Genomic DNA, 12299 nt, shown 5'->3' on the forward strand with positions numbered 1-12299 from the left:
ATGGATAAATCCACCTTCGAAGAACGCAAGGTTATCAACGGCTCGATGCATGGTGCGCTGAAGCACGACTCGGCGCACAAACACGTAACTGGCGCAGCCGACTACATCGACGATCTGCCGGAACCCGCTGGCCTGTTGCATGGCGCACTCGGCCTTTCCGACCGCGCCCATGCCGAAATCGCTGATATCGATCTCACCGCCGTGAAAGCCCATCCGGGCGTCGTCTGGGTATTCACCGCCAAAGATATCCCGGGCGCCAACGACACCAGTTCCAACGGCATGCACGACGAGCCGCTGCTCGCCGACACCAAGGTCGAGTTCCACGGTCAGCCGATCTTCGCCGTTATCGCCGAAACCCGCGAAGCGGCTCGCCAGGCCGCAAGGCTCGCCAAGATCGACTATCGCGATCTTCCGCATTGGAGCGACATCGATGGCGCGCTCGCCAACGGCGCGCCGCTGGTCTACGAGCCGATGACGCTGAAGCGCGGCGAGCCGGAAACTGAGATGGCCAATGCCAAGCACCGCATCAAGGCGCAGATGCGCATCGGCGGCCAAGAGCATTTCTATCTCGAAAGCCACATCGCCATGGCGATCCCCGGCGAAGACGACGAAGTTGCCGTCTGGTCGTCCACCCAGCATCCGAGCGAAATCCAGCATATCGTCGGCCACGTCCTGAACATCCCGTCCAACGCCGTCACCGTCAATGTGCGCCGCATGGGCGGCGGCTTCGGCGGCAAGGAGACACAGGGCAACCAATTTGCGGCGCTCGCCGCCGTCGCTGCCAAGAAGCTTCGCCACGCCATCAAATTCCGTCCCGACCGCGACGAGGACATGGCCGCCACCGGCAAGCGCCACGACTTCCTGGTCGATTACGAGATCGGCTTCGACGATGATGGCCGCATCCACGCCGTCGATGCCACCTATGCCGCCCGCTGTGGCTTCTCCTCCGACCTCTCCGGCCCGGTCACGGACCGCGCATTGTTCCATGCGGATTCGAGCTATTACTACCCGCATGTGCATCTCGTCTCGAAACCGTTGAAGACGCACACGGTTTCCAACACCGCATTCCGCGGTTTCGGTGGCCCCCAAGGCATGGTCGGCGGCGAGCGCTTCATCGAGGAGATCGCCTATGCGCTCGGCAAGGACCCATTGGAGATTCGCCGCGCCAATTTCTACGGCCAGCCGGGCTCCGATCGGACGCTGACGCCCTATCATCAGGAGGTGGAGGACAACATCATCCACCGTATCGTCGATGAATTGGAAGAGTCCTCCGACTACCAGGCGCGGCGTAACGCCATTATCGAGTTCAACCGCTCCAGCCGCTTCATCCGCAAGGGCATTGCGCTCACACCGGTGAAATTCGGCATCTCTTTCACCATGACCGCCTTCAACCAGGCGGGCGCGCTGGTGCATATCTATCAGGACGGCTCGATCCACCTCAACCATGGTGGCACCGAGATGGGTCAGGGCCTCTACACCAAGGTGGCGCAGGTCCTGGCCGACAGTTTCCAGGTGGATATCGACCGCGTGAAGATCACGGCCACGACCACGGGCAAGGTGCCTAACACCTCGGCGACCGCGGCCTCCTCCGGCTCCGACCTTAACGGTATGGCTACCTTCGATGCCGCTCGCCAGATCAAGGAACGGCTCGTCGCCTTCGCTGTCGAGAAATGGGGCGTCGCTGCCGAAGAGGTGCAATTTTTGCCGAACCGGGTGCGCGTCGGCGACATGGAAATTCCCTTCCCGGATTTCATCAAGCAAGCTTATTTTGCCCGCGTGCAGCTTTCCGCTGCCGGCTTCTACAAGACGCCGAAAATCCATTGGGACCGCAAGGCCGGCCGCGGCACGCCATTCTACTATTTCTCCTATGGCGCCGCCTGCTCCGAAGTCTCGATCGATACGTTGACCGGCGAATATCTGATCGACCGCACTGATATCCTTCACGATGTCGGCCGTTCGCTGAACCCGGCCATCGATATCGGTCAGGTCGAAGGCGCCTTCGTGCAGGGAATGGGCTGGCTGACGACCGAAGAACTCTGGTGGGACAATAAAGGGCGGCTGCGCACGCATGCGCCGTCGACCTACAAGATCCCGCTCGCCTCCGACCGGCCGAAGATCTTCAACGTCCGCCTCGCCGAATGGTCCGAAAATGCCGAGGCCACCATCGGCCGCTCCAAGGCCGTGGGCGAGCCGCCCTTCATGCTCAGCATCTCGGTGCTCGAAGCCTTGTCCATGGCGGTCGCGAGCGTCGCGGACTATCGCATCTGCCCACGTCTGGACGCGCCAGCAACGCCGGAACGGGTGCTAATGGCGGTCGAGCGGCTGAAGGGGATGTGACCATGGCGATCCGCGAAGTGCTTTCCGGTGTCATACCCAGGAGCGACTTCCGCGCATTTCTCGCGACACACCCCTCCTCCATCCTCATCGAGATCATCGGAACACAGGGCTCGACGCCACGCGAGGCCGGGACCTTCATGCTCGTTTCCGAACATACCACCTGGGGCACGATCGGCGGCGGACAGTTCGAATTCCTGGCGATCCAGAACGCCCGTGATTTACTGACCGGCGGTGGCGTCGAAGCGATGGACATCCCGCTCGGGCCGGAGATCGGCCAATGCTGCGGCGGCCGCACGCAACTGCGCTTTCGGAAGATGACGACACAATTGCGGAAAGAGCTCGAAGCCAAACGGGCGAGCGAAGCGGAACATCGACCGGAAGCCTATCTCTTCGGCGCGGGACATGTCGGACATGCATTGGCCGCTGCACTCGCACCTCTGCCGCTTTCCGTGACGGTAGTCGAGACCCGCAAGGAGGAATTGGCAAACCTGCCGGCGGAGATGAAGACGGTGCTTTCGCCAATGCCGGAAGCGCTGGTAAGGGATATGCCGGCAGGCTCGGCAATCATCATCCTGACCCATGATCACGCCTTGGATTTCCTGATCGCCAAGGAAGCCCTCGCCCGCACCGACCTTGCCTATGTCGGCATGATCGGCTCGGCGACCAAGCGCGCCACTTTCTCCCGCTGGCTCGTGCGGGAGGGCGGCGACAAGGCCTCGCTTGAACGGCTGACGCTGCCGATCGGCGGCGCGGCGGTGAGGGACAAGCGCCCCGAGGTCATCGCCGCCATGACGGCCGCCGAATTGCTAACGGCTTTCGCCGCCTACCGCATCCGATCATCCTCGTAACGCGGCTCACGCCCGTCGAGAAATCCGAGATCGCGCTTGAACCGATCGGGCATCTCATCGAGATGCAGGCGGGGCGAAGGTTCCGTGCGTCCTGTGAAGACGTGCGCCAATGTCTCCAACAGGCGGGCCAAGACAGGCGGTCTGGCCGCGTTCATCTGCTCGATGGTAGCACAGCTATTCATGACAATACCTCAATCCAATCGGTGATATGGATTGCAGTTTGCCGCTGAAAATGCTGAAATTCCAATCGAACTATCATCTGCATACATAAAGAGAACTTATCTATGAAGCTCTCGAAACAGTTTCCGCTGAATGCGCTGCGCGTCTTCGAGGCCGCCGCCCGGCACGGCAGTTTCACCCGCGCCGGCGAGGAACTCGGCATGACGCAGACGGCCGTCAGCTATCAGATCAAGCTTCTTGAGGAGAATGTCGGCGAGCCGTTATTCCTGCGGCGTCCGCGTCAGATCGCGCTGACCGAGGTCGGCGAACGGCTGGCGCCGAAGGTCAGCGAAGCCTTCAGCATGCTGCATGAGGCGATGGCTTCGGTCAGCGACGACGCCGAAACCACGCTCCTCATTCACTCAACGCCGACCTTCGCATCGCAATGGCTTGCACGCCACCTCGGATCATTTCAGCTACAGCATCCGAATGTCGCGGTGCGGCTCGCTACCTCAGACGCGCTCATCGACTTCTCTCGCGAGCCGTCCGACATCGCCATTCGCAATGGGCGCGGCACTTGGCCCGGGCTGCGCGCGCATCTGTTGATGAAAATGAACTTCACGCCCATGCTCAGCCCTGCGCTCGCAGCCAGTATCGGCGGCGTCCATACGCCGGCTGATCTCCTCAAACTTCGGATCATCGATGCCGGCGACCCCTGGTGGGCACAATGGTTCGAAGCGGCTGGAGTTCCGGATCCCGGCCTGCAGGGCCGACCGAGAAGCAGGCTTGGGGCACAATCCTTCGAGGCAAGCGCAGCCATCGCCGGACAGGGCGTCGCTGTCCTAACCCCCGAATTCTATGCCGACGACCTAGCCGCCGGCCGGCTTATCCAGCCCTTCGATATCCTCTGTAACGATGGCACGAACTATTGGCTTGCCTACCCCGAAAACAGACGTCACACACCGAGAATTCGTGCCTTTAGAAACTGGATTCTCGGCGAGTTCGGCATGCCCTTGGAGTGAGCGCCGCTCAATAAGCCATATCCGGTGCATAGAAGCAGCGCGGCGTGTTCTCGTCCGGGAACAGACAGAGGTGATAGGCTCCGTCGGGCGAACGCATCGTCTTGCGCTGTGGCAGGTTGAAGATATGGGCATGTGTCACATAGCGATGATCGCCGGGATAGAGCTCAATCCGATAGCCGCCCGGCACAACGGTAACCGTGCGCGAGGGGATCATCTCGCAATCGCCCGTCTTGCTGTCGCCGTTGCAACAATAAGGATCGTAGGACCAGCCGGAGGGCGCATCATGCGCCATGGCAGAGGTTGCAAGAAGGAATAGTGCAAACGCCAGTATACCACGCATGGGCAAATCTCCGACGATACGGCACACCGCGGGCTTTGTGGCCCACCTATCACCGACGACACCGAAAAAAAGCGTCGAAATTTTGATCTATGTCGAAGTTGGCGCTCGGCAAGAGCGGCAGTATATCGGTCACGGAAGTGTGTGATCCCGGCACGAAAAGCACTTCCCCAATCAAACTCCCCTTCCCTCTGCGTCCAACATTTTGCAAGGTGTCGAGTCGGAGGAAGAAAAAGGGGAACTGAATGTATGAATATGCCATTGCGTGGGAATGGCTGGCTTTTGCTGCCCGCTGGTTCCACGTCGTAACTGCGATTGCCTGGATCGGTTCGTCTTTCTATTTCATCGCGCTCGATCTCGGGCTGGTGAAGCGTCCGCATCTCCCGCCCGGCGCCTATGGCGAGGAATGGCAGGTGCATGGCGGCGGTTTCTACCACATCCAGAAATATCTCGTGGCTCCCGCCCAGATGCCCGAGCATCTGACCTGGTTCAAATATGAGAGCTATTTCACCTGGCTCTCCGGCTTCCTGATGCTCTGCATCGTCTATTACGGCGGCGCCAATCTCTTCCTCATCGACCGGCACGTGCTCGACGTCAGCGTTCCCGTCGCCATCCTGATTTCGCTCGCGTCCCTGGCCGGCGGCTGGATCGTCTACGACCTGCTCTGCAAGTCGCCCCTCGGCAACAATACCTGGGGACTGATGGCGGTGCTTTATGTTGTCCTCGTCTTCATGGCCTGGGGTTATACGCATCTGTTCACTGGCCGCGCCGCCTTCCTGCATCTCGGCGCCTTCACGGCGACGATCATGTCGGCCAATGTCTTCATGATCATCATTCCCAACCAGAAGATCGTTGTCGCCGACCTGATTGCCGGACGCACGCCGGACCCGGAATATGGCCGCATCGCCAAGCAGCGTTCGTTGCACAACAACTATCTGACGCTGCCCGTCATCTTCTTCATGCTGTCGAACCACTATCCGCTGGCCTTCGGTACCACCTACAACTGGATCATCGCGGCGCTGGTGTTTTTGATGGGTGTCACCATCCGCCACTGGTTCAACACGATCCATGCCCGTAAGGGCCGGCCGACCTGGACCTGGATCGTCACCGTTATCCTCTTCATTCTGATCATATGGCTTTCGACAGTGCCGAAGGTGCTTACCGGCGAGAAGGAAGCCAACGCTATCGCACCCGCATTCCAGCAGTTCGCGGCTGATGCGCACTTTCCGGCGGTGAAGCAGATGATCTCGACGCGCTGTTCGATGTGCCATGCCGCCGAGCCGGCTTTTGAAGGCATTGCCCGCGCGCCGAAGGAAGTGATGCTGGAAAACGACGCAGAAATCGCTATGCATGCCCGCGAGATCTATATTCAGGCCGGCCGCAGCCATGCCATGCCTCCCGGCAACGTCACCGACGTGACGCCGGAGGAACGCAAGCTGCTGGTCGCCTGGTTCGAAAGCTCCGTCGGAGAAAAAGACCAATGACAACCCTTTTGCGCGGCCGCCTGCTCTCCTTCAAGCGCGCGCCGCAGAGCCTGAGCGATACGGACAGCTATTCGTATGAGAACGATGGCGGCCTGCTGATCGAAAATGGCATCATTGCCGCCATCGGCCCCTATGCGGAGGTGAAGGCGAAAGCGCCCGCGCATGTTGCCGAAGCTGACCACCGGCCGAACCTGATCTTGCCGGGCTTCATCGACATGCATTTGCATTTCCCGCAGATGCAGGTGATCGCCTCCTATGCCGCCAACCTGCTGGAATGGCTGAACACCTATACCTTCCCCGAGGAATGCCGCTTCGTCGAAAGCACCCATGCTCAGCGCATCGCCACCCACTTCTACGACGAGTTGGTCCGCCACGGCACGACGACCGCAGTCGCCTATTGCTCGGTGCACAAGACCTCCGCCGACGCCTTCTTTTCCGAAGCCATGCACCGCAACATGCGTATGGTCGGCGGCAAGGTGATGATGGACCGCAACGCACCGCAGGGCCTGCTCGACACACCGCAAATGGGCTATGACGAGACGCGCCAGGTGATCGCCGATTGGCACGGCAAGGGGCGCAATCATGTCGCCATCACTCCACGCTTCGCCATTACCTCGACTCCGGAGCAGATGGAGGCTGCAGCAGCCCTTGCTCGCGAATTCCCGGATCTGCACATCCAGACGCATCTCTCCGAAAACCACGACGAGATCAAGTTCACCTGCGAGCTCTATCCGGATGCGATCGACTACACCGATATCTACGCGCATTACGGCCTGCTCGGACGCAAGAGCCTGTTCGGCCACGCGATCCATCTTTCCGAACGCGAAGCAGACGCCATGAGCGAGGCCGGCGCGATCGCCGTCCACTGCCCAACCTCCAACCTTTTCCTCGGTTCGGGCCTCTTTCCGCTGAAGGCTCTTGCACGCCGCGAAAAGCCCGTTCGCATCGGCGTGGCCACCGATATCGGCGGCGGTTCCAGCTATTCGATGCTGCGCACGATGGACGAGGCCTACAAGATCCAGCAGCTGCTCGGCGAGCGTCTGAACCCGCTGGAAAGCTACTACTACATGACCCTTGGCAATGCCGAGGCCCTGTCGCTGGCCGATAAGATCGGCACCCTCGATCCCGGCACCGACGCCGACCTCGTGATCCTCAACGCCTCGGCAACGCCGGCCATGGCACTGAAGATGGAAGTGGTGAAGAGCCTCGCCGAGGAACTGTTCCTCTTGCAGACCATGGGGGATGATCGGGCGATCGTGGAGACCTATGTGGCGGGCGAGCCGGCCAAGAGTGTTCTTGGCCAGCACTGAGTGGGTCTCAAACGACCGGCACCGTACCCCCGTCGATCGTATACTCCGCTCCATGGATGGCCGCCGCGCGGCCCGAGGCGAGGAACGCCACCAACTCGGCGACCTCTTCGGGAAAGGCGGGGCGGCCGATGGGGATGCCGCCGAGTGCGTCCATGATGCTTTGGCGGGCTACGGCTTCGTCGATGCCGCCGTGTTCGGCGATGCGGCTCACCATGTGTTCTGCAGCCTCCGTCATGATCCAGCCAGGCGCGACGGATGTGACCCGTATGCCCTTCGGCCCGACCTCCTTGGAAAGGACCTTGCTATAGGTCGTCAGCGCGGCCTTGGCCGCAGCATAGGCGATGGTCGATTCATGCAACGGCAGACGGCGCTGGATCGACGAGATATGGATGACGACGCCGGCGCGGCGTTCAATCATCTGCGGCAGCAAAGCGCGATCCAGGCCAACGGCGGCCATGAGATTGAGGTTCAGCTCCTGTTGCCACAAGACATCGTCGATCACCGCAAAACCGCCACCAGGCGTCGCGGAACCGCCGAGATTGTGGACGATGACATCGACGGCGCCGAACCTGCCCAGAACTGCGTTCGCCACTTGGGCAACACCTTCTGCTGTCACAAGATCGGCCTGAACGAAGAGCGCGGGCGAAAGATCCTCCGGCAACGGCGAACGAGCGGCCGTCGCAACCGTTGCGCCAGCCGCCATCAGCCGGCGGACAATGGCAGCACCCGCCCCCTTGGTGCCACCCGACACAAGCACGTGTTTGCCGGAAAATTCATTGGGATCGATCGAAAACGTCTGCACAAAGGTCATAGACCGATCTCCAGGCGGATGATCTCGCCGTCCGCTCCGAGCGTAAAGTCGTAGTGCAATACGATCGGACTACCGGGGAAAGTACCGGCGACTTGCGCGGATACCCGCAGCGCTTGACCTATTGCATCGACACCCTGAATGTCGGCCGTGATGCCGTATTTTCCGGTCGTCTTCACGATCCAGCTGCGAATGGCGGCATGGCCGCGCATCTCTTCGCCTTCGTCGTGCACGAATGCATCCTCGCCAAACTGCGCGAGCATTCCGGCGACATCACGTTTGTTTACTGCAGCGAAATAGGCTGCCAGTTTTTCGGGCAGTGATATTGTCATATCTCGAATCCTTCTGTTGTATCAGGGAAACGGAGGCGCCACCGTGTCCAGGCATAGGTGGCGGAGGACAATCGAAATGGCAAGAACGCACGAAAAAGTAGGGTACTTACCTGAAAGTCAGTATGAGGCCTTCTCGACGCCTTCCTCGGCGGCCGTCGGTGTTGAAAACGTGCTGCGAATTCTCGAGGGCCGCTGGAAGTTGGTGATCCTCTTCCATCTGTTCGGCGGCAAGCTGCTGCGCTTTTCGGAACTGGAAAAGGCGATCCCGGCTGTGTCGCAAAAGATGCTGATCCAGCAGCTTCGGCAGATGGAGGCCGACGGTATCGTCCGGCGGATCGTCCATCATCAAGTGCCACCCAAGGTCGAATATGGCCTGACCGGCTGGGGTCAGGCATTGTGCCCAGCGCTCGACGCGCTCCTTAAATGGGCTGCTTCCAAAGAAGCTGCCGAAGCCGCTTCCCCACCCAAGGAGGGTTCGGTCTGAGCCGAATTCCTCGTCACATCTTCGTCAAAATCATGCTATTGGCGAATGTCTCATTTAAATTCAAAGGCATACTGCCATGACCGAGCCGCTTACCATTGCCGAACTGAAGAAGCTCGCCAAACGGCGCGTGCCGAAGATGTTCTTCCAATATGCCGATTCCGGCTCGTGGACCGAGTCCACCTATAATGCGAACGAAGCGGATTTCAAAAAGATCAAGCTGCGCCAGCGCGTCCTCGTCGATATGGCCAACCGCTCTCTGGAAACGCGCATGGTCGGCCAGACGGTGTCGATGCCGGTGGCGCTGGCTCCGACCGGGCTGACCGGCATGCAGCATGCCGACGGTGAAATGCTGGCGGCGCGCGCGGCGGAGGAGTTCGGCATTCCGTTCACGCTGTCGACCATGAGCATCTGCTCGATCGAGGACGTTGCCTCGGTGACGAAAAAACCCTTCTGGTTCCAGCTTTATGTCATGAAGGACCGCGACTTCGTGATAGACCTGATCAATCGCGCAAAAGCCGCGAAGTGTTCAGCCTTGGTGCTGACAGCCGACCTGCAGATCCTTGGCCAGCGGCACAACGATCTGCGCAACGGCCTGACGGCGCCGCCGAAACTCATTCCGAAGCATATGTGGCAGGTGGCGACGCGGCCGCGCTGGTGCCTGGACATGATGCGAACCAAGCGGCATTCCTTCGGCAATGTCATCGGTCATGCCAAGAACGTTACCAGCCTGGCGTCGCTGGCGGGTTGGACCCATGAGCAATTCGATCCCAAGCTTTCATGGAGCGATGTCGGCTGGATCAAGGAGCGCTGGGGCGGGCCGCTGATCATCAAGGGCATCCTCGATGTCGAGGACGCCAAAGCCGCCGTCGATACCGGCGCGGACGCGATCATCGTTTCCAACCATGGCGGCCGGCAGCTAGACGGCGCCCCCTCCTCCATCAGCGTGCTGCCGAAAATCGTCGACGCTGTCGGCGACAAGATCGAGGTGCATGTCGACGGAGGTATCCGCTCCGGCCAGGATGTATTGAAGGCCGTGGCGCTTGGCGCCAAAGGCACCTTCATCGGCCGCCCCTTCCTCTACGGCCTCGGCGCCATGGGCAAGGAAGGCGTCACGCTCGCGCTTGAGATCATCCGCAGGGAGCTGGACATCTCCATGGCGCTGTGCGGCAAGCGGGATATCAAGACCGTGAATCGGGAGATTATCGCCGAGGTTTAGCGCAGCCACCCTGTCGCCAAACCGCTCGCCCAATCGGCGCGGCCGGCACGCCCAGCTAACGCCGCCATCGCTCGATGATCGTAGGCCACCTGCCGGAATGCCGGCAGCCATATGCCGTCCACCTTTTCCAGAATGACATAGGAGGCGAAGGGATGGCCGGCCTCGACCTTGTGATAATGGGGCAAATCGTCATCGTAGGCGGGGCAGCCGACGCTGCCGGGGTTGACGATCAGGCGCCCATCACCGAGGCGAACCATACGCGGGATGTGACTATGGCCGCATAACAACAGCGGAAAATCGATTCCGGTGGCCAGCGCCTCTATCTCTTCGATCGGCTTCAGATAAATGTGGCCTTGCGGCGAGACGGCTTCGAGCCAATAGGTATGATCGTCCTTGGGCGTCGCGTGGCAAAGGTAGGCCTCGTCCCCATAGACGGTGCTGAAGGGTAAGGTCCTCAGCCAGTCGAAATGATGCACGGACAATTCCGCATGGGCGGCACTGTCCGAAGCATGCATCTCTTTCGGCACCTGTTCGATCAGATGCCGATCGTGGTTCCCGCGAACCGTCACCGCGTCGAGCGCAACCAGGATTTCGGCCGTCTCCCCCGCCGTTAGTGGCCCGCTAAAGCAGTCGCCGAGATTGACGATGTCGTCGATGCCTTGCGCCCGTATATCAGCCAGCACCGCCTCCAGCGCCAGATGATTGCCATGCACATCCGCAATCGCCGCAAAACGCAATTCTCAGCTCCCGCGATAGGTGGAATAGCCATAGGGCGAGAGCAGCAGCGGCACGTGGTAATGCGCCGTCGTATCGGCGATACCGAAACGGATCGGTACAAGATCCAGGAATGCTGGCTCGGGTAGCTTGACCCCGGTTGCACGCAGATAATCGCCGGCCCGGAAGAGTAATTCATAGATACCGGCAACAAAACTGTCGCCGACCAGCATCGGCCCACCGTCGACGCGTCCGTCCGAATTGGTCGTGACCGTCTTCAGATGCTGCCGCGTCTCGCCCTCGATCTTGAAGAGATCGATCACCAGGCCTTCGGCCGGTCTGCCAAGGGCAGTATCGAGCACATGGGTGGTCAGTCCGGTCATAGGGTCGGCGCTCCGATGATGAAGGGGGTGTCGAAGAAGAATTCCACCAGATTGTTGCCCGGCCCGTCGCGATCAACGACGAGAAAGTCGCTCGGCTGATCAAGGGTCATCAGCGGGTAGTGCCAGACATTGCGACGATAGTTCACACCTTGGTCACCTCGTGCCAAAAAAACCCGCGGCGTGCCTGGCCTGCCGTCCTCATCCTCCGAAACGATGACAAGAAACTGCCGATCGTTCAGCGGTACGAAACACTGGCTGCCGAGGGGATGGCGCTCCATCATCTCGACCGCGTATGGAAAGGCCCGCGGCTGGCCGCGAAACAGATTGATGATCACGCGCGCTTCGTCGCCCGCGGCCTCAGCGCTGGAAAGGGCATGAAACCGCTCCGTCGTACCGCCATTGATCAGCCTCACCGTCGCTGGGTCCGCTTCGATGACGTCGCCAAAGGGCGCGAACGCGGCCTTGGTAAGAGGGAAGATATCGAGAGTTCTGGTCATGGGCGTCACTCTCCTTCCGCTCGCCAGCGGCGGATGGATTCGAGCTGTGTGAGCAATTCCGGGATCACATGCCCGACCGTCGTCCAAACGTCCTCGACGTTTGCCGTGACGCCGTCGGCTAGCAGGAGCTCGCTCATGGCTTGCATCTCATTCCAACGTAGATCCGGATGGTCCGGGCCAAATTCCGGATATTCACGCAGCAATTGGGCTGCCGCCGCACCAATGGCACAGAGGCTATATGCGACGGCATATTGAGTACGATCATCGGCCAGGAACGATGCCCTGTCCATTCCTCGAACAAAAAGACGCGCTTCGGACGCGGCCCTCTGCATGTGATCCAGGTAATGGACAGGACCTCTACCGGTCAT

15 protein-coding genes are annotated in these 12299 nt (G+C 60.5%); 7 read left to right on the forward strand and 8 right to left on the reverse strand.

Annotation, left to right across the window (positions count from 1 at the left end; genetic code table 11):
• Both xdhB and xdhC read left to right on the forward strand, forming a co-directional pair.
• A complete protein-coding gene (xdhB, locus tag CCGE525_RS14455) occupies nucleotides 1–2337 on the forward strand; it encodes a xanthine dehydrogenase molybdopterin binding subunit (RefSeq protein ID WP_120704875.1) in 2337 nt (778 codons plus the stop codon).
• Between the two features lie 2 nt (nucleotides 2338–2339).
• Nucleotides 2340–3185, forward strand: coding sequence for a xanthine dehydrogenase accessory protein XdhC (gene xdhC, locus CCGE525_RS14460; RefSeq protein WP_120704876.1), 846 nt, complete (start codon nucleotides 2340–2342; stop codon nucleotides 3183–3185).
• Here xdhC and CCGE525_RS14465 read toward each other — a convergent pair.
• Nucleotides 3161–3367, reverse strand: a complete 207-nt coding sequence (locus tag CCGE525_RS14465; RefSeq protein WP_120704877.1) for a hypothetical protein — start codon at nucleotides 3365–3367, stop codon at nucleotides 3161–3163. The genes xdhC and CCGE525_RS14465 overlap by 25 nt on opposite strands.
• Nucleotides 3368–3469: 102 nt before the next feature.
• Here CCGE525_RS14465 and CCGE525_RS14470 point away from each other — a divergent pair, with 102 nt between their 5' ends.
• Nucleotides 3470–4366, forward strand: coding sequence for a LysR substrate-binding domain-containing protein (locus tag CCGE525_RS14470; protein ID WP_120704878.1), 897 nt, complete (start codon nucleotides 3470–3472; stop codon nucleotides 4364–4366).
• 7 nt (nucleotides 4367–4373) lie between these two features.
• Here the strand turns inward: CCGE525_RS14470 and CCGE525_RS14475 are convergent, their stop codons facing one another.
• Nucleotides 4374–4706 carry a hypothetical protein gene (locus CCGE525_RS14475; RefSeq protein WP_120704879.1) on the reverse strand — a complete coding sequence of 111 codons (333 nt, stop codon included), beginning with the start codon at nucleotides 4704–4706 and terminating at the stop codon, nucleotides 4374–4376.
• A 242-nt stretch (nucleotides 4707–4948) separates the two neighbouring features.
• Here CCGE525_RS14475 and CCGE525_RS14480 point away from each other — a divergent pair, with 242 nt between their 5' ends.
• Both CCGE525_RS14480 and guaD read left to right on the forward strand, forming a co-directional pair.
• A complete protein-coding gene (locus tag CCGE525_RS14480; RefSeq protein WP_120704880.1) occupies nucleotides 4949–6187 on the forward strand; it encodes a urate hydroxylase PuuD in 1239 nt (412 codons plus the stop codon).
• Entirely contained in the window at nucleotides 6184–7497 is a 1314-nt protein-coding gene (gene guaD / locus CCGE525_RS14485; protein WP_120704881.1) for a guanine deaminase, read from the forward strand. The genes CCGE525_RS14480 and guaD overlap by 4 nt, the downstream gene beginning before the upstream one ends.
• 7 nt (nucleotides 7498–7504) lie before the next feature.
• Here the strand turns inward: guaD and CCGE525_RS14490 are convergent, their stop codons facing one another.
• Together CCGE525_RS14490 and CCGE525_RS14495 are read right to left on the reverse strand one after the other, a co-directional pair.
• Nucleotides 7505–8308 carry an SDR family oxidoreductase gene (locus CCGE525_RS14490; RefSeq protein WP_120704882.1) on the reverse strand — a complete coding sequence of 268 codons (804 nt, stop codon included), beginning with the start codon at nucleotides 8306–8308 and terminating at the stop codon, nucleotides 7505–7507.
• Nucleotides 8305–8637 (reverse strand): nuclear transport factor 2 family protein, encoded by a 333-nt coding sequence (locus CCGE525_RS14495; protein ID WP_120704883.1) that lies wholly within the window; start codon nucleotides 8635–8637, stop codon nucleotides 8305–8307. The genes CCGE525_RS14490 and CCGE525_RS14495 overlap by 4 nt, the downstream gene beginning before the upstream one ends.
• 76 nt (nucleotides 8638–8713) lie before the next feature.
• Here CCGE525_RS14495 and CCGE525_RS14500 point away from each other — a divergent pair, with 76 nt between their 5' ends.
• Nucleotides 8714–9121, forward strand: coding sequence for a winged helix-turn-helix transcriptional regulator (locus CCGE525_RS14500; protein ID WP_120704884.1), 408 nt, complete (start codon nucleotides 8714–8716; stop codon nucleotides 9119–9121).
• A 76-nt stretch (nucleotides 9122–9197) separates the two neighbouring features.
• Entirely contained in the window at nucleotides 9198–10337 is a 1140-nt protein-coding gene (locus tag CCGE525_RS14505) for an alpha-hydroxy acid oxidase (protein WP_120704885.1), read from the forward strand.
• On the opposite strand, the gene CCGE525_RS14510 is transcribed toward CCGE525_RS14505, so the two are convergent.
• From CCGE525_RS14510 to CCGE525_RS14525, 4 genes are read right to left on the reverse strand one after another with little or no spacing between them, the layout of a single operon-like run.
• Nucleotides 10334–11074: a metallophosphoesterase family protein gene (locus tag CCGE525_RS14510; RefSeq protein WP_120704886.1), complete on the reverse strand. Its 741-nt coding sequence runs from the start codon at nucleotides 11072–11074 to the stop codon at nucleotides 10334–10336. The genes CCGE525_RS14505 and CCGE525_RS14510 overlap by 4 nt on opposite strands.
• 3 nt (nucleotides 11075–11077) lie before the next feature.
• Entirely contained in the window at nucleotides 11078–11434 is a 357-nt protein-coding gene (gene uraH / locus CCGE525_RS14515) for a hydroxyisourate hydrolase (RefSeq protein WP_120704887.1), read from the reverse strand.
• Nucleotides 11431–11931, reverse strand: a complete 501-nt coding sequence (locus CCGE525_RS14520) for an ureidoglycolate lyase (protein WP_120704888.1) — start codon at nucleotides 11929–11931, stop codon at nucleotides 11431–11433. Before CCGE525_RS14520 ends, uraH begins: the two co-directional genes overlap by 4 nt.
• 5 nt (nucleotides 11932–11936) lie before the next feature.
• Nucleotides 11937–12299: a HepT-like ribonuclease domain-containing protein gene (locus CCGE525_RS14525; protein ID WP_120704889.1), complete on the reverse strand. Its 363-nt coding sequence runs from the start codon at nucleotides 12297–12299 to the stop codon at nucleotides 11937–11939.

Source organism: Rhizobium jaguaris, assembly GCF_003627755.1.
Classification (GTDB): Bacteria; Pseudomonadota; Alphaproteobacteria; order Rhizobiales; family Rhizobiaceae; genus Rhizobium; species Rhizobium jaguaris.